This is a genomic window from Chitinophaga sp. 22308 (genome assembly GCF_052045305.1).
Lineage (GTDB): Bacteria > Bacteroidota > Bacteroidia > Chitinophagales > Chitinophagaceae > Chitinophaga > Chitinophaga varians_A.
The window spans coordinates 227,509-246,300 of sequence record NZ_JBQEOP010000006.1 but is presented as its reverse complement, the minus strand read 5'-3'; the positions used below and the strand labels follow the sequence as shown (position 1 = coordinate 246,300).

At 49.1% G+C, this 18,792-nt stretch carries 8 protein-coding genes; 1 reads left to right on the top strand and 7 read right to left on the bottom strand.

Annotation, left to right across the window (positions count from 1 at the left end; all coding sequences use genetic code 11):
* Positions 1-10: 10 nt before the first annotated feature.
* The 7 genes from ACTJJS_RS24760 to ACTJJS_RS24730 all read right to left on the bottom strand — a co-directional run bounded on the left by ACTJJS_RS24760 (position 11) and on the right by ACTJJS_RS24730 (position 14,174).
* On the bottom strand, positions 11-1,423 hold the full coding sequence (locus tag ACTJJS_RS24760; protein WP_440665838.1) for a glycosyl hydrolase family 28 protein: 1,413 nt from the start codon (positions 1,421-1,423) through the stop codon (positions 11-13).
* A gap of 30 nt (positions 1,424-1,453) precedes the next feature.
* Positions 1,454-1,942: a CHRD domain-containing protein gene (locus ACTJJS_RS24755; protein ID WP_440665836.1), complete on the bottom strand. Its 489-nt coding sequence runs from the start codon at positions 1,940-1,942 to the stop codon at positions 1,454-1,456.
* Between the two features lie 32 nt (positions 1,943-1,974).
* Complete coding sequence (locus tag ACTJJS_RS24750) at positions 1,975-3,741, bottom strand: RagB/SusD family nutrient uptake outer membrane protein (protein ID WP_440665834.1); 1,767 nt, start codon at positions 3,739-3,741, stop codon at positions 1,975-1,977.
* Between the two features lie 16 nt (positions 3,742-3,757).
* Positions 3,758-6,838, bottom strand: a complete 3,081-nt coding sequence (locus ACTJJS_RS24745; RefSeq protein ID WP_440665832.1) for a SusC/RagA family TonB-linked outer membrane protein — start codon at positions 6,836-6,838, stop codon at positions 3,758-3,760.
* Positions 6,839-6,865: 27 nt separating this feature from the next.
* On the bottom strand, positions 6,866-8,644 hold the full coding sequence (locus tag ACTJJS_RS24740) for a RagB/SusD family nutrient uptake outer membrane protein (protein WP_440665830.1): 1,779 nt from the start codon (positions 8,642-8,644) through the stop codon (positions 6,866-6,868).
* Between the two features lie 18 nt (positions 8,645-8,662).
* Entirely contained in the window at positions 8,663-11,527 is a 2,865-nt protein-coding gene (locus tag ACTJJS_RS24735; RefSeq protein ID WP_440665828.1) for a SusC/RagA family TonB-linked outer membrane protein, read from the bottom strand.
* 202 nt (positions 11,528-11,729) lie between these two features.
* On the bottom strand, positions 11,730-14,174 hold the full coding sequence (locus ACTJJS_RS24730; protein ID WP_440665826.1) for a glycoside hydrolase family 95 protein: 2,445 nt from the start codon (positions 14,172-14,174) through the stop codon (positions 11,730-11,732).
* 355 nt (positions 14,175-14,529) lie between these two features.
* Between ACTJJS_RS24730 and ACTJJS_RS24725 the strand changes: the two genes are divergently transcribed.
* Complete coding sequence (locus ACTJJS_RS24725; protein ID WP_440665824.1) at positions 14,530-18,651, top strand: hybrid sensor histidine kinase/response regulator transcription factor; 4,122 nt, start codon at positions 14,530-14,532, stop codon at positions 18,649-18,651.
* Positions 18,652-18,792 lie beyond the last annotated feature (141 nt).

Genomic DNA, 18,792 nt, shown 5'->3' with positions numbered 1-18,792 from the left:
TCACTATTGATCATTTCGCGGATTTTTTAAACGTTATATTTTGTGTGTGCTCCCCCTGTTGGATATTGGCCTCTTCGACGTTGGTGACCTGCTTTCCGTTGATACGAAGGTTTTCGAACGTTATATTTTTTACAAGATGTGTTTTGTCCAGGCCATTGATAATAGAAGGGGAGATGTTGTTGCCGTTGTAACTGATGTTTTTGAAGTAGATATTTTCTATTCCTCTGCCAGGCGCCGCATTGTATTTGTCATAGAACGCCACCCGCAGTTGCAGGAGTTTCCCTTCCTGGAAGTCATCTACACGTATATCTTCAAAACGGACGTCGCGGACCAGGTTCATGTCGCCTGCCTGGATGGCCATACATCCTTCGGAAATGGGATCGTCTTCATCGAGCTCTAATATTTCAATGTTTTTAAATAATAATTTTTCGATGACGTCGCCTGTTTTTTCCGTGTTTCCGTGAACGCCGATATTGATGGTGTGTGCTACGTCCGCCCAGAGAATGGAATTGGTAACGGAATAGTTCTTGGCGTCACCGTAAAACTCCCAGCGATGCCCATATACCGCGATACAATCATCGGAATTGCGCATGAACACATCATCCACCGTAACGTCGCTGCAACTCATAAAATCCAGCCCATCGCTCCAGGAACTGGCGCTGAATGATTTCAGGTTGCGGATGGTAAGGTGGTCCGATCCGCCGGCGAAGACGGTATAGTGCTTCGGATTGAGGACAATGATCCCGTCAACGGTGACATTGCTGGAGTGCCGCACCTCAACGCCACGCTGCGGCTGATCAATAATGCCACGCCCGAGAATACGGACATTTTCCACTTTGTCACACAGTAGTTTCCCTCTCACTATAGCTCCTCCGGCTATATAAACCGTTTTACCCGATGGAATGTTAAATGCTTCACCGGGGAGGTCTTTGGGCAGGTGTACGCCGGGCCCGAAGTAAACCACGTTCGGGTCGTTGGGATCGGGACGGTACGTTTCAACAGGATTGGCAAATACATGGAGGTTGTGCAGCTTGTCGCCGTCGAACTCTATAGAGAGTTTCCGGGGTCCGGTCAAGGTAAACGTAATACTGTTCCCATGGAGGACCGGTTTTATTTCATAGGAGGATGGACGTACCTTCACGGACTGTACATTGCCGTTATTCTTTTGTACGAATACTTCTACAGAGCCGGAAAAATCGAAATAGACCATAGACGCATCCTGTGGTTTGTCCAGGTCCACTTTTACATTGTATTCATACAGGTCCTGCCATTCCCCGCCGGGCTTGCGCACTTTAACCGTGTAATCATCATTGTGCATGGAGTATACGACTGCCTTCGGAGCGGGATAGGTAATGAGTTCCTGCGCATTTGTTTTTAAAGTATAAATACAGACAAAAGAGATAAGGAATATAAACTTCTGCATATGTTGATGAATCGGATTAATGAATATGTTTTATTGTTTTATCGCTGCCAACTGGCCTCTGATGATGCCATTGGGATACTTTTTGGTGTTGATGGTAAAATAGCAGGCCCCTGCCAGGAAGTCTTTTTTCTCTTTCATTCCGAAGCCGTTTAAGCCTGCTAATCCGAGATTGACAGATGCTTCGCTGTTTGTGCTGACAAAGGGGAGGGAACGCACTAAGGCGCCGTTTTCCGCCGCACCGGCAGGGCCGTAGAAGTTTACTGAAATGATGGTGTCTTTGTCCGTTCTCCACAAGTCTTTCCATGTCAGGGTGAAGGTGAGGATGTTTAACTGCTCGTCATAAAAGCCTTTAAATGTCCCGGCGAAAGTGGTGTCAATAGCCGGTACCAGTTGTTGGGCACTTGCAGTGGAGGTAATCGTATATTGATCACCGCTTATTCTTTCCAGTGATCCGCCTTTTGTGCAGGCGGCGATGGAAAGTGTGGCAATAAAGGTAAGCGTGGTTATCATGCTTTTCATAAGCTGCTTGTTAAAATTGTTTTAAACTGTTTTCAGTAACCTGGTGTTTGTTTTAAGGCGGGCGACTTCGTCAGTTCACTTTGTGGGATGGGCCAGAAATACATTGCCTCGGTGAACACATGTCTGCGTACCGGTATTACACGGTAGGAGAAACTTCCGTTTGCGGCCCTTGTGATCTCCATGCCGTGTGTTTCGGCATTTTCCGTCTGGGGCGCAATTTTCCAGCGGCGTATGTCCCAAAAGCGGTGTTCCTCAAAAGCCAGCTCCACGCGGCGCTCATGCCGGATGGCTTCGCGCATTTCCTCTTTGGTCATACCCGCTTTCAGGCCATACAGGCCGTTTTCGCCGGCGAGGATGCCTGCCCGGCCGCGTACCATCTTTAACCAGTCATATATTTCCGCGGTGGGGCCATAGTATTCGTTGGTGGCTTCGGCGGCGTTTAACAGTACTTCTGCATAGCGCATCACTACCCACGGCCGGTACAGCTCACCACCGCCGCCGTTGCACATCTTATACCTGAAATATCCTGTTAATGTGCCGGTGGATGTATAGATGCCGTCAACGCTTGCACTGGTCACTGCTGCATTCCCTGTCGGGATGACGCCTGTATAGGTATTGACCGGTTGATCGCCAAATGATCCCATAATGCGGATAGCGCCGTTATAGTGGACGGTACAGGTAAGCCGCGGGTCCCTGTTTTTATACATATTATTGCCGATGCCCGGGTAACCGGAAGCAGGGTCCGTTATCCGCAGCCCATTGATCATATCAAATTCATCTACCAGCTCCTGCGTTGGAAAATACTTTGTTCCTGTCCAACCGTTCATGCCTCCTCTGGAAGTAGGATTGGCGCTGGCTTCAACGTAAAAATTGTTGCCGGTCGTCCATGGTTGCCAGTAAACGAGAACATGTTCCGCTTGTGGCGTATTTTGCAGAAAGAGTGTATAAAGCGGCGTGGCTGAAGCGGTATACAGGCTGTACACGCCCAGGCTGATCACCGCTTTGGCGGCGTCGGAGGCCTGTTTCCAGCGTTCCGGATCGGCGCCGGGGAATGTGAGCAGATGTTCAGGGTCATTTGCCCTTGGCCCGCTGTTGACCAACGGGCTGGCCGCGTATAAAAGCATCCTGGCCTTTACGGCTAAAGCAGCGCCCTTCGTTACTTTCAACTGGTTCGCATCTCCCGGGCGATAAGAGAGCGGAAGTAAAGCGGCGGCTGCGTCCAGCTCACTGGTCAGGTATTTGATGCAGTCCTCGTACGAGCTGCGTGCCACATCTATTTTTTCATTGCCGTCAAATATTTTGTCGCCAATTAAAGGTATGCCGCCATAGTGTTTCAACAGCGTGAAAAGATACCATGCCCTTAAAAACCGTACCTGCCCCGTCCAGTAGTCTTTGGTGGCATTCGATACCGGAATGCTGTCTTTGTTCTTCATGAATATATTTGCCGCCCTGACCATTTGAAACGTAGTTTTCCATAGCCCTCCGTCGGCATTGTTGGCATTAACGCCACCACTTGAAATTTTGTATGTGTAAATAGTGGGATCGCCGATTGGTTCCGATTCGTCGCAGGCCGCGTCCAGTCCTGTATTGCTGAATCTTCTCGGGTTAAAGGACAATCCCAGGTTTGAATACAGGTTATTAATGACGCCCAGTGACCGGGTACTGTCCTGGAAGACCGCCCTTTCGTCAATCGCGGACAAGGTCTTCTGGTCCAGGAAGTCTTTTTTGCAGGCCGTGATAAAGAAGGCTGGAACCAACCCTGCCAATAGTATTCTCCGGTATATTTTATGACTGATCATAGGTGATTTTTTAGCGTTAGAAGCTTAGTTGCAATCCAAAGTTGAAGTTTGCGGTATTAGGGTAGGCGCCACCGGGGCCGCTGGCAATTTCAGCGTCCTGTTGGAACTTGCCCATGTTCTGTATATTCACCAGGTTATACCCTGAGAGATATACCCTCGCATTTTGAACTACTTTCGTGCTTTTCAGCCATCCCCGGGGAATCTGGTAAGCCAGCTCCAGTGATTTTAACCGGACATACCAGGTATCGGCATACCAGAAATCAGAGACTGTCAGATAAGAGATATTATTGATGTTGGTGTTCAGTCCAATGCGTGGATAAGTGGCGGTAGCAGCAGTTGAGGGTGTCCAGCGCTCCAGGTTCCAGGGCCGGAGATTACCATTGAACGCATCACCGGCGCCTTCTGCCGTTACCTGTACGGCATAACCAAAAGATCCCTGCAGCAATGCTCTTAATGTTAATCCCTTGTAACCGATGGTGAATTCAGCACCCAGAACGGTAGTGGGTAAATTTGGTTTTGACAGGTTGACTTTATCGGCATCGCTAATGATGCCATCCCCGTTCATATCGGCGTACTTAAGATCTCCCGGCTGTATAACACTCCAGGTGGGTGCGGCCACGCCCTTCTTTACTTTCCCGTTCGCATCAAAATCATCGGGCTGGTAGAACCCGATATTATGATACCCCATGATCAAACCCAGCCTGGTACCCGTTCTTGCCTGGTAGGGATAGTCCGGCGCCTCACTGATATAAATAATCCGGTTAACGGCATAAGAAGCATTGGCGCTGATCGAATAGTTGATCTTTCCCTTGTCGTTCCTGTAGGTGACCACCCCGTCAAATCCCTGGTTCTCTGATATGCCCACATTTTTTTTGGGAAGGTCCTGTCCAATCAACAAAGGAATATCCCGCTGTTCAATCACCTGGTCATAGCGGTAATTATAAAAATAACTGCCGCTCAGTGTCACCTTGCCCTGGAACATGTTCAACTCCAGGCCCAGGTCTGTCTTCTTTTCTTTTTCCCAGGAGACGTCGGGATTTACCAGCGCTCCTTCTACCGTGGTATTCCCATAATAGTTTGAACCTGTGGTACCATACTGAATTACAGAAGTCACCGTGCCCGGATAGTTGGCGTCTGATCCTACCAGGCCATAGGAGCCCCTGATTTTAAACATGTCGAAAAACGGGAACGTGTTTTTGAAAAACCGTTCTTCTGCTAGGTTATAGCCCCATGATACTGCCGGGAATATGCCATACCGTTTGTTTTCCTGGAAGAGGTCATTGCCATTACGGGCAACGGTAACGCCCAGGAGATATTTACGCCTGAAATCATAATCCAGCCTCGCGGTGGTGCCCCGGTAGTTGACGGGGATGACGGCGCCATTTATATAATTCCGCTGATTTAACAGCAAAAGCCCGGTGAAGTGATGGCTCCCGATGGTGCGGTCATAATTAAGAGAGGCCTGAAGGATGGTGGTAGAATTAAAGGCGCTGTTGGTAGAAGCAACTACATAGGGAAGCATACGGTATTGACCCGCGTCCCTGATGGAATAGGAATTCGTGGCAACGTCATATTTATAGGCGGGCAGGCCGCTGCGGTTAAGATTGCGGCCCTCATTGTTATTACCGGCATAAGAGATATTTACCCTGGCAGATAAACCGGGAGTTATAAAATCAAGTTGCTGGTCCGCCCCTACAATAATGTTATAGTTATTCCTGAAACTTCTGATGTATCCACCGTTGGCCAACCGGAAAGCCGGGTTGATAGCGCCGTTATTGGTGATAGCGCCCTGGTGCGATGCATAGCTGGAACTGCCATTGGGGTTTGTTACCGGCATGGCATACGGAGCCATGTAACGAAATGCCCCCAGTTCATAAAAGAGTCCGGCGTTTTCCACGGTGCCGCTGGGGTTATTGACCGTTTCAAAGCGGCCATTGACGTCAAACCGGATCTTCAGCGTTTTTGTAGGTGTAATATCAAGATTGGAGCGATAGTTAAAGCGCCTGTAGAAGTAGTTGGTGTTGACATAATCTCCTACCGGCTTAAAGTCTTTTAAAATACCGTTTTGGGAAAAATATCCCAGTGAGGTAAAATATCTTACGAGGGAATTGCCTCCGCTTACATCTACATTATAACGGGATTGGGTAGACGCTTTTTTGAATAGAACATCTGCCCAGTTTACATTCGGATGGCCATAGGGATCGGAGCCGTCTTTAAACTTCTGCAGGTCGTCCGGGGTGAAAGGCAGTACCGGGGCCTGGGACTGGCCGTATGCATCATTGATGGTTGCCTCGTTCCGGAGCAGTGCCGTGGTGTATGCGTCCAGGAAAGTCGGCATCCTGATCGTTTGGTTAATTCCGCTTTCGGCCGTGAGATTGATCCGGGGTTTTCCGATACGTCCCCTGGTAGTGGTAACCACCAGTACGCCGTTGGCGCCTTTTAATCCATAAATGGATGTGGTGGCCGCATCTTTGAGGATGGAAACAGATTCCACTTCATTTACGTTCAACTGCGAGAGCTGCGTATAGTCGTACTCGATATCGTCCACAATGATCAGCGGTTTGTTGTCTCCGGTGATGGAATTAACACCCCTGATAAAGAAGTCGGCGGCGTCTGCCCCGGGCTGGCCGCTCCTTTGCTGGCTGAAGAAGCCGGGTAGGCGGCCGATAAGCGTATTTTGAATATTGGCAGTGGGGACCGACCTGATCTCTTCTCCCTTTACTGAGCTGACAGCCCCGGTGCTGGTGATTCTTTTCTGACGTCCAAAACCAACTACCACCACATCTTCCAGCCCTTTTACGTCTGGCGTGAGGTGGACCAGCATAGGGCTGCCTGCTACTGCCGTAATGGTTTGGGGCAGATAACCAATGCATGTGATCACCAGTTTTTTTACACCGCCTGGCTTGAGTGAGATGGTATAATTCCCCTGTTCATCAGAAACGACCCCGTTTTTCCGGTTGTCTGTTTCTGAAACGGTAGCACCGATAATGGCTTCATTTTTATCATTTACCACACGCCCTCTGATGATGATGTTTTGGGACCACGCCACCGTTGATATCAGCGAAAACCATATCAACATGAATATCTTTATTTTCATTTTATGCTGTTTATTGTAACAAAAAGGTTAATAGCCGGGGTTTTGTTCCATTCCGCCGTTCACCTGCGTTTCTTTTATGGCAATGGGGAACAGGTACATGGCATCCGTGAAATAGGGCGTGGTGACCACCTTGGGGGAATAGTTGAATGTACCATTTGCGTTTTTGGTGATGGTGAGGCCATGAAGCGTGGTCCCGTAAACGGCTTTCGCGATTTTCCACCTGCGTATGTCCCAGAATCTTTGTTCTTCAAATGCCAGTTCAATACGGCGTTCGTTGCGAACAACCTCACGCATCTGTCCCTGAGACAATCCCGGAGGCAGCGTATAGGGAGACAGTCCGGCCCGCTGGCGGATTTTCTCAATAGCCGCATACACGGACGCATCAGGCCCTGAATATTCATTCTGTGCTTCGGCGTACATTAAAAGAATGTCTGCATACCTGATAATACACCATGGCGGAACGAAACCGCCATCCCGGAAAAAGGTATTGGTATAGTTGGCACTGCTGCTGTCATTTGCACAGAATTTTTTAGCATAATAACCCGTTTGTGTCTGTACAGGGGCGAGTATTGCATCGTTTGGCTTGTCTTTGCCGCCTTCAAAAATTTCCACTGGCCTTTGCAGCCATTTAGCGCCATTGTAAAATACCGTTTGGTCTAAGCGAGGATCGCGGTTGGTGTAAGGATTTGATATGTTATAGCCGGATGATGCATCGGTAACCGCCTTTCCGTTTTTCATGGGGAAGGCGTCAACGAATTCCTGTGTGGGGCTTACACGTCCTTCACTGTTGCGGTTTGCCGGTTTGTAGCCGGGTGGCGACATATAATAGGAATAAGAATTGTCAATACGGGGATCACTCATTCTGAAGAAAATATGTTCCTTGTTCGCTCTGGCCAGCATCAGGGTGTAACGATTGGGCTCCAGGTCATAGATACCGAGGTTCATCACTGCTTTTGCCGCATCAGCAGCGGCTTTCCATCTTTCTGCATTGTAGGATGCGTAGCCGGTATAAGACCTGCCGGGGGTAGACGATGGGTTAAACAAGGGGCTTGCGGCGAGGAGCAATACTTTGGCCTTGATAGCCATCACAATGCTTTTGCGCATTTTCCCGAAATCGGCATCGGTGGTCCTGCCAGCCAGGGAAGCGTCGGGGCGCAGGCTGTCTTTCGCTATGTCCAGTTCTGATACGATGTAGTTTACACACTCCTGAAAGCTGTTGCGTTTAAGATTTAATAATCCTGCATCGTTGGAGTCGAAAATTTTGTCGCCTATCAACGGTACGCCTCCATATCTTCTTATCAATTCGTAATAAAAATAAGCCCTGAGGGCCCGGGCCTCGTTGGGAAGCCATACTCTGCGGGATGAATCGGCCCAGGGGACCCGCTGGTAATTCATTAAAAAAATATTGGCTGCCCTGATGGCGCTGTAACAGTTTCCCCAGTTGTCGTCAAATGTGGTAACGGGACTGTAGCCGCCGCGAATGATATTCCATCCTTCATTACCATCTGCGCTTGGAACAGCGTCATCTGAAAAACATTCTAACGGTACCAGGGAAATGTTGCTTCGCTGTCCTCCATTAAGGCCCCAGCTGGAACCGCCCAACATCCGGTTATACCCGGAAGGGATTTTCGTGTATATGTTTGTGACCCATTTGTATGCCTGGTCCCCGGTAGGGTCGTTCTCATCGAAAATATAATCTATCGTAAGCAGTTCAAGCGGCTTGTCTTCAAACGCTTTTTTACAGGATGATACGGTAAAGGCAACAGCCATAAAAACAAGACAGGTCCAGCTATAATTCTTTTTCATACAACAATGCATTGCCGGTTAAAATTTAATGTTGATACCGAAATTGAAAATCTTCATAATGGGATAAGCTCCTCCCCAGGCCTCGGGGTCCAGGTCTTTCCTGACATCATAAATTTCCGCCCAGGTAAGCAGGTTCAACCCATTGGCAAACAGGCGTACGTAAGGAAGGCCAATCCTGCGGGATAGTTTTTCAGGGAAAGTATAGCCTATCTCTACGTTTTTGAGGCGTACAAAATCGTTATCCTTCAACCAAAAAGAGGAGGGCTGGGTATTGTTGGTATTGTTGCCCAGCCATAGCCTTGGTTGTTTCGCCGTTTCGGCGGTAGCTGTTGTAAACCGGCCCAGGTTATATTCATAGGCATTATTCTGTCCGCTGTTTCCAAAGCCGTTCATGAAATCGCCGTTTAAGGTACTCTGACGATTGAACGTACCCTGGACAAGTATCGAAAGATCAAGGCCTTTAAAGCTAAAGCCGGTATAGAGACCATAGTATATCGTGGGTTTTGCATTGCCAATCGGTCCCTGGTCGTCAACTGTGATCTGACCATCACCGTTGCGGTCCAGGTAACGTATATCGCCGGGCCTCAGCGATGATTTGGGTGAGGAAGGCATTACTGCGGTAGCAGGATCATTGATTTCGTCATAGGATCTAAACAGGCCGGTTGCGGTATACCCATATTGCAGTCCTACCGGCATTCCGGTCGTGATCTGGTAATCGTAGTTTTTAGGTAGTTCTCCATTATAAACCACCTTCGACTGCACAATAGAAAAATTACCGGAAACAAAATAACTGAACGCTTTTATGCGCTGCTGCCATTTGACTGAAATATCTGTGCCCCAGTAGTTGAACCGCTGGTAATTCTGTGTTGGATAGCCTGCGCCAAAAATGGCAGTTGTGAAGGTGGGTGCGGCAACAAGATCGTAGAACTTATTGAAGAAGTAATCTGCTGTTATGGTCAGTTGGTTGTTCCAGAGGCCAAGATCAATTCCAGCGTTCAGTTTTTTCGCTTTTTCAGGGCTCAGGCCTGTATTGGCGATCGCATTTTCTCCGGAGCTTTTGTCGAGAGAAGAGCCGGAGCCGAACCAATAGCCGTTGGCGTTGAAATAGGTCTGTATATAGGAAAAGTAACCGGCATTTACCTGGCCGGTCAATCCATAGTTCGCTCTCAGTTTGAGAAGGCTGATGAAAGGCAGGTTGCGGCTGATGAACGTTTCCTTATGCAGGTTCCAGCCAAGTCCTCCGGCCCAGTATGTTGCCCAGCGTTTTGATGGCGCCAGCCAGTTGTAGCCTCCATAGCTGACCGCACCTTCGGCCACGTATTTATCATCAAAACAATAGTTTAGTTTACCTGAATAAGCGGTGTAGTTTTCCGGCAGGTTCGTGGTGTTGAATGCCAGTTTGCTTTGCTGGTTGGCAACTGTCAATATGGAAAGAGCGTGCTTTTTAAAAGCCCGGTCATAAGCCAGTGCTCCTTCCAGGTACACGATGCGGGACCTTTCATTCAGACTGCCCCTGGTTGTTTGTTCGGTTGTTGATCCATACTTCGTATAGGCTCCATTCTGGTACTGGTATACTTCAAAGTTTTTATCCCGTATAGTTGAATAATAGGCTGTATTGTTGTTGGAGGCTTTTGCTGTCAGCACAAGACCTTTTGTCAATACATCAAGTTTCTGCATGACCTCCAGGTCAACCGCCATATCTCTTACATCCTGGAACTGATATCCCCTGGCAACGGCCTGTCCCCATATGTTGGCATTGCCCTGGTATTTGTCGCTGCCTCCGAAGGACCCGTCGGGATTGAAAACAGGATAGGCGAGTTGGGGCGTGTTTAATAAAGATGAAAAAATATTTGACACGCCTCCGCCGGGTTGGTTGTAACGTTGAAAGCGGCCGAAGAGGTTCAGCTGCACAAAAGTCACCGGTGTTACATCAACGCCTACATTTGAACGCAGCGCGTACCTGTTCAACTGGACGTTTGTATTATACTTATTATCGTCGCTGGTCCTGATAATACCATTTTCCCGCACATTGTCCAGGTCAACGAAATACCTGAAGCCTTTTCCACTGCCCTGAAGATTGAGGTTATAACGGGATATGCCGGCTCTTTTCCGGAGAACGGTATTGTACCAGTCTACATCGGGATAAGTATAAGGGTCTGTATGATGTTGATAGGCATCAATCTGGGCCTGTGTATATTGTGGAGGGATGGCGACGTTGCCTGCATCGTTTTGCCTGGCTTCATTATACAGCGTGGCATATTGCCAGGCCGGCAATGGTTTGGGCAGGGCGGTCGGCGTTTCAAAGCCCGACTGGGCGGTAAATGAAATGCGGGGTTTGCCGATATCTCCTTTTTTGGTTCTGATGGAGATGATACCGTACGAGGAGCGTTGTCCGAACATTACCGTCGATAGTGCGTCCTTTAATACGGTGATGGATTCAATTTGTTCCGGATCAATGGACTGGTATCCCCGTTCAACCCCGTCAATCAGGATTATTTGCGCTCTTGCCCCGCGGATGTTGAAGCCCATTCCATTGCCGTCCAGGCCTGGGCCACCACTACTGAAATAGATATTTAAACCTGGTATGCGGCCGGGCAATGCCTGTAAAAACTGAGGACTTGGCGTGGTGACTAACTGGTTGGTATATACCGTTACAGCAGACTGGAGCAATCTGTTTTTGGCTTGTTCTCCATAGAGGACCGGAACGGTGGTGGCTTCCGTGACAGTCGCCGTTTTTGTATCAGCCTTCGTTGTATCGGCCAATTGCGCCCTGGCGGAAGAAAACAGCAACAGCATAGCCGGAAGGACCAGGCGGACCTTACAGCACACTTGCCTTCCGATACCAGAAGGTAGCAGAACACCTGCGGTTAGATTTCTTTTCATAGTGGAAGTTTATAAAGACAAGAAGTTCTCTGTCAGGGCCAAAACCGCTTTTAGCCCTGATCATTACAATTGGAATTTTTGATGGATTATCTGATCAGTTAATTCTTTTTCATAGTGGACGAAGTGATTGAACAGTTTTCTTTTTTCGCATAGTAGTTTTTCCGGTATCCTGTTTTGTTTGCGTCAGCAGGTTGCAAACGCATTATAGTTTTTCCATGCTTTGCATCTTGTAGGTTTTACCGCTTTGTGTTTGTAGTTCGTATATATAATAACCTTGCTTCGCTGTGCTTTTTATCGGGCTTCCGGCTGCAGTCACCGGAACGGCTGTACGAATTTTACAGGGTTCTCCGTTGGCGGACCTGATGGTGAAACTTGTTAACTGGCCGTTGCGCCAGTTAATGTCTGCCTCAAATCCTCCCCGGGCACGCAATCCGCTCACGGAGCCATTGGGCCATGCGGCCGGAAGGGCTGGCAGGACGTCAATTACATAAGCATATGTGCCATCCCGGGTGGTGTAGGTTTCATGGCTCTGCAACAGCATTTCGGTGATGCCGCTGACGGCACCGAAATTGCCATCGATCTGAAAGGGAGGATGCGCGTCGAAGAGGTTGGGATAAGTACCGCCGGCATCGGCCATCACAGTTTTGAGTTGTGTGGTGGGCCGAAGCTGATAGGACAGCAGCCGGTGGGCATGATCGCCGTTGCGCAGCCTGGCCCAAAAGTTTTCCTTCCAGGCGATGGACCATCCCGTGCCGTCATCGCCCCGTAGTTCGAGTGTACGTTTGGCAGCAGCGGCCAGTTCCGGTGTCTGGAAAACAGTTACCTGATGACCGGGATGGAGCGGGAACAGATGCGACACGTGCCTGTGGTGCGGATCATCGGTGTTAAGGTCCCAGTCCTTGTTCCATTCTTCCAGCTGGCCTTCCTTGCCTGTTCTCAGAGGGCTTATGTTGTCCCTGGCTGCTATCAATTTTTTTCTGAACGCTTCGTCGGTATGGAGTATACGGCAGGCCATGGCCACATTATCGAACAGGTCCCAGACGATTGCTTTTTCCATAGTGGCGCCTTCCGTAACACTGCCTTTTTGTTTGTCGTCTGTGATAAAATTATTTTCGGGAGATGTGGAAGGAGAGGTGACCAGGTGCCCTGCCGCATCTTTGATCATGGTGGCCAGATAGAATGCTGCGGCACCTTTCAGTACAGGGTAAATTTTTTCCAGATAGCGGATATCCCTGCCGAAGGCATAGTGCTCCCACAGATGCTGGCATGCCCAGCCGCTGCCGCCGGCAAACACGCCCCATGGCAGGGCGGCTCCGGGGCTTGTCCATCCCCAGCCGTTGGTCGTATAGCCATAGCACCAACCGGGGGTGTCCGGCCCGAAATACGCTTTGGCTGTTTTGCTGCCGGGAGCCACGAGGGCGGTGGTAAGCCGGATCATAGGTCCATGCAGTTCGCTCAGGTTCGTAGGTTCCGCCGGCCAGTAATTCATCTGGTAATTGATGTTGGACTTATAGTCACATTTCCAGGGCAGATCGAACCCGTCGCCCCACAGACCCTGTGAATTGGAAGGCAGCTGATTGGCGGGGCGACTGGAAGATATCAGCAGGTACCGGCCATATTGATAGAACAGCGCGGCAAATCCCGGATCTTTTTTTCCATCGCCGTAATTGCGAAGCCGCTCATCAGTCGGGAGCGAGTCTGCCGCAGCGCCCAGATCGATCCTGACCCTGTTGAACAATCTTTCATAATCGGCGGTATGAGCTGCTTTTAACCGGCTATATCCTTTACTGATGGCTTGTTGCAGCCGCAAGGTTGTTTTCCGGTGCGGATGTTCTCCTTTGAAGCCTTTGTCATAATCCAGGACGTAGGAGGTGCCGGCTGATACATAAAGGGTGAGTTCCCGGGCGTTCCTGACAGTGATGCTGTCGCTGCCGCCCTCAATAAGGCCGTCGGTAACAGCTGCCAGTTGTACTTCAAAATCGAGCGCAGGACCGGTATTGCCTGTCATGATCAGTTTATTGGGTGCTTCGAACCTGGTCTGCGACTTTTCTTTCCGGTGAAGGAAAATGCTGACTGTTATCGGCGTGTTGCCGTCGGCTTTGATGTGATGGACCAGCACACTGTCCGCAGCACTTGAAAATGTTTCCCGTGTATAGGTGGTCCCTGATTGATTGAAACTTACCCCCGAAATCGCCTGTTCTATGTCCAGCCATCGCCTGTATGAGCTGGTGGGCGCTGCAGATTTATAATGAAGAAAAATATCTCCCAGGGTCTGATAGGAAGAATAGTAGGGCGCCGGGGAGGTCATATACCGGGCGGTAAGCTCCTGCGCTTTTTTATATTGCTCTTGTCGTATAGCCGCCCGGATGGTATCCAGGAATTTATAGGCGTTTTTTCTGTCAGCGTCGGGTTGCGGACTGCCGGACCAGACAGTAATATCGTTCAGCTGCAGGCGGTCATGGCCCGTACCGCCAAACACCATAGCGCCCAATGTGCCGTTGCCCACCGGCAGTGCTTCGATCCATTCTTTTGCGGGATACCTGTACCAAAGTGAAAGCGGATTTTTTTGCCCCGAAATGCTCCGTGGAACCGTCAGTACCGAAAAAATGACAATAAGTATTTTAAATGTCAAATCGACTCTTAACATGGAAATTTGATTTTGGTGCTTATTACAGGTATAGTCCCCGAAAGCGTATCCTGCTATAAAAGCCTGGCCGGTTCATTGATTGTTTTCCAACAGCGGCGGGTTGATACGATTGCTGTGCCCAGATCCTTCCTGTTGGCTTTCCCGACCAAAATACAGCGGAATGAATTAAAAATTGTCGTTTAGACAAAAATTACTATTATACACCCTGAATTATGAGACTGTCCCCCCTCGCTGCCCGTTTTTCCCGGAGTAAATTGTAACAAAGGACAGGGGGTGAATTCGTAATTCGGCCGATCAACCAAAGTAGAACAGTATTTTTCAATTTCACGGGATGAAAAAACTTGTAATGTGCTGCATGTTACTTTTTGCTGCAGCGTTCCACGTATCCGGTTTCTCCGCCGGCGATAACCCTTATCATGTCATTTCATACCTGGGCATAGAGCAGGGTTTGTCAAATAATGCTGTCCGTTGCGTGTTCCAGGACCATAAAGGATTTATGTGGTTTGGTACCTATGACGGCCTGAACAGGTACGATGGCAATGTGTTTAAGGTGTTCCGCAACAGGTTCAATGACAGCAGTTCCCTCGTAAATAACTGGGTTTTTACGATCAATGAAGATTTACAATACAAATTGTGGATCGGCACGAGACAGGGAATTAACATATATGATCATGTTTCCGGAAAATTCAGCAGCGTACAGTACCAGGTGGCAGGTACCAACCGGTTGGAGCGGATAACTGCCGTGGTGCGGGACATTAAGAGAGATGAGAAAGGAAACATGTTGATCGCAACAGAGAACCTGGGCCTGTTGTTTTGTGCCGCAGGAACATATACCGCCGTCCAGGTGCCATTGTATGCTAACGGTCAGCGGCTGACATCCTACGATGCAGGCGGTATTGAGATAACCGGCAATGGAGCGGTGTGGTGTTTTGTACAGGGCAGGGGACTATGCAGGGCAAACGGCAATATTACCGCCATTCAGATAGTGAACGCTGCTTTCCCGACGGCAGACTGTATGAAGGCTGACAGAGACCTGTTATGGATAGGCACGCCCAATGGATTGTTGAAATACGCTGTATCCTCCAACCAGTACCTGGAGTCATTTACAGAAGAAAACGGAAAACTGTCTTATAATAAGGTGTCAGGCCTGTATCTCGACAAAGGCGGAAGGCTTTGGGTGGCCACTAATGGCGGGGGGATAGATATCATCCGTACGGAAAACGGCGCCCGGGAAGAGAATATTCCGGCCGGCAATAGCAACTACACCCTGGCGAGTGGCTCCGTCAGCGCGGTTTACGAAGATACGGACGGCCGCAAATGGATCGGGACACTGAGGGGTGGGATCAATATCATAGATCCCAAGAAAGACAGGTTTCGGTCTGTGCTGCATGATCCGCTGAACAGCAACAGCCTTGTCAGTAATTTCATTTTTGCATTTTGTGAAGAAAACGATAGTACCATCTGGGTAGGAACAGATGGCGGCGGTCTAAGCCGGTGGCAAAGGAAAACCGGACAGTTTACCAATTTTAGTCACCGCCCGGGAGTGCCTGCATCTCTCAGCGATAACTTTGTAACGAACGTGCAATGCGATCATGAACAGAACATCTGGGTCTCCACGTTCTGGGGCGGTATCAACAGGTTCGACCGGAAAACAAATTCCTTCCGGCATTACAGGCTGGCTTACCCAAATAACCGGAACGAGAGTAAAACCGTGTACCTGCTTTATAAAGACAGCCACAATTCCTTATGGGCCGGAACATTCGGCAGAGGCGCGTTGTACAGGGGAGCACTGTACCAGTATGACCGGCAGCAGGATACGTTTAAGCTCACAGACGACAAGCTGACAGATCTCTTCACCATGAAAGAAGACCGCTCCGGACAGCTGTGGGCAGGTGATCTTCGCAGCCTGATAAAAATTGACCCGCAGCACCATAACAATATCAGCTACATGCTCGGTAATCCGGTAAGGGCCATTCACGAAGACCGCAAAGGCCGTTTCTGGGTGGGCACGGAAGGCGGTGGGTTGCTGCTGTTTGACCGCGCACAGGGAACATTGCTAAAGCGCTATACGGCGGCAGAGGGACTGTGTAACAATGCCGTGCTGAATATCCTGGAAGACGAAACAGGGGATCTCTGGATCAGTACTTTTTACGGAATCTCCAGGTTTAACCCCGACCGGGAAATTTTCACCAATTTTTACCAGGGAGACGGGCTGTCCAGTAATCAATTCAGCTACAATGCAGCCCTGAGGCTTCAATCCGGAGAACTGATGTTCGGTGGGATCAAAGGAGTGGACCTGTTCCGGCCTTCCAATATCCTGGCATCCGGTGAAAAACTTAAAATGTTGTTCACGGATATTCATGTCAACAATATGCCCATCGGAAAAAAAGCCGGTTATATTGAAGAACAACAGGGCGATAACATTCGTAAAATCAAAGTACCATTCCGCGAGGCCGTTTTTACCTTCGACTTCGCCGCGCTGGATTATTCCACCGCTGATAAAATATCCTATGCCTATTATATGGACGGCTGGGACAAAGACTGGAACCAGAGCGGCAACAGCAGAACAGCCACTTACACGCATCTCGCCGCCGGGCATTACACGTTCCGGGTAAAAAGCACCAATGCGGAAGGACAATGGATAAACAACGAAATCAGCCTGGAGATAACGGTGTTGCCTCCCTGGTATGCCTCTTGGTGGGCCTTCTTCTTATACCTGCTGATAGTCATAGCTCTGGCGATAGTGTACATCACCTATAAAACAAAACAACGAAGGCTCAGGTACCAGGTGGCCATGGCCAATATGAATGCCGAAAAGGAAAGAGAACTCAATGAAAAGAAAATCGCTTTCTTTACCAACGTATCGCATGAATTTCGTACACCTCTCACGCTGATCATCAACCCGGTGAAAGACCTGATGCAGGAACAAGGCCCTGATGGAAAACATCAGCGGGAGTTTACTACAATATATCGCAATGCACGGCGCTTGCTGCGTTTGCTGGACCAGTTGCTGCTGTTCAGAAGGGCAGACAGTGACATAGATAAAATGAAACCGGCCCGCGTTAACCTCACTGAACTCTGCAGGGATGTGTTTCAGTCGTTTGAACAACAGGCGCAATCGGCCAGCCAGGCATATTCCTTTGATGGTGGCGGGGAAGAATTGTGGATCATCGGAGACAGAGAGAAACTGGAAACAGCACTTTTTAATCTGTTATCGAATGCTTTTAAATATACACCTGCCGGTGGCAGTGTGGCAATGAAGCTGTATCATGCCGACGATCAGGTGGAGATAACCATCGCAGATACAGGATATGGCATTCCGGCGGAGAGCGGCCATCATGTATTTGAGAAATTCTACCGCTCGGAAGGGTGTGCATCAGCCGGAAAATCAGGATTCGGCATAGGGCTGTACCTGGTAAAAAAATTCGTTGAACTGCACCAGGGAACAGTGAGTTTTGAAAGTGAAGAAGGTAAGGGCACCCTCTTCACAGTTGTTTTACCTTGCAGCACCGATCAGCCGGACCATGAACAGGACAATGCCGCTCCTGCGGACAAAACCGGTTTCCTGGAAGCTATGGCGGAAGAGAAACTGGAAGTTGTTTCGCCGGAAGAGCCGGACAGAGAGGAAATCAGCACGCTGATCACATCTAAGCAGACGATGCTGATCGTAGATGACGATATACAGATAAGACAGTATATTTCCGGCATGTTCCGGTCAACTTTTCATATTGAGGAAGCCCGCGATGGAAAGGAAGGACTGGAAAAAGCCATGACCACGCTGCCTGATGTGGTCATCAGTGATATCCGGATGGAAACCATGTCGGGGCTGGAGCTTTGTAAAGAAATCAAACAGAATACGCTGCTGAACCATATCCCGGTCATCCTGCTCACGGGCTCTTCTGCGGAAGAAGGAAAGCTGGCAAGCGCTGAAGTAGGCAGCGACTATTATATCACGAAACCGTTTGAAAGGGAACTGTTGGCAGCAACAGTACACAGCATACTGCAAACGAGAGACAACCTGCGTAACTATTTTCTGAATGAAGTGACCCTCCGTAAAAATGATTTAAGGGTTTCAGGCGAGTACAAACAGTTCGTGGAAAAATGCATGGCTATTGTGGAAGCCAATCTTGATAACGAAGATTTTACGATTAAGGTGCTGGCCAGGGAAATAGGGATGAGTTATTCTTCGGTATATAAAAAGATACGGCAGGTGTCGGGAGAATCACTGCGGGGGTTTGTCCGCTTCATCCGCCTGAGAAAAGCGGCTGAACTGATGATCAATACAAGCCTCAACATTAATGAAATAGGTTTCCAGGTGGGCATCAATGATGTTAAATACTTCCGGGAGCAGTTCAACAAGCTGTTTGGTATGAACCCCTCCGAGTATATCCGGCGTTACCGGAAGGTATTTGAAGATAAATATAAACTGGAAAAAATAGAGGCGCGTAAAAAAGGGGCGCACCGGAAGAAGGTCTGATATCGGTTGCTGCGAATCCACTGGCAAAAGGGGCGTATACTTTCCGGAATTCATGTTTCACCCCCCTTTTTATGCGAGTACTCCCCTTATAATTGGAGGCTGCGGGTATTTATTTTGTACCCCGGCAGGCAGCCTTTGTCC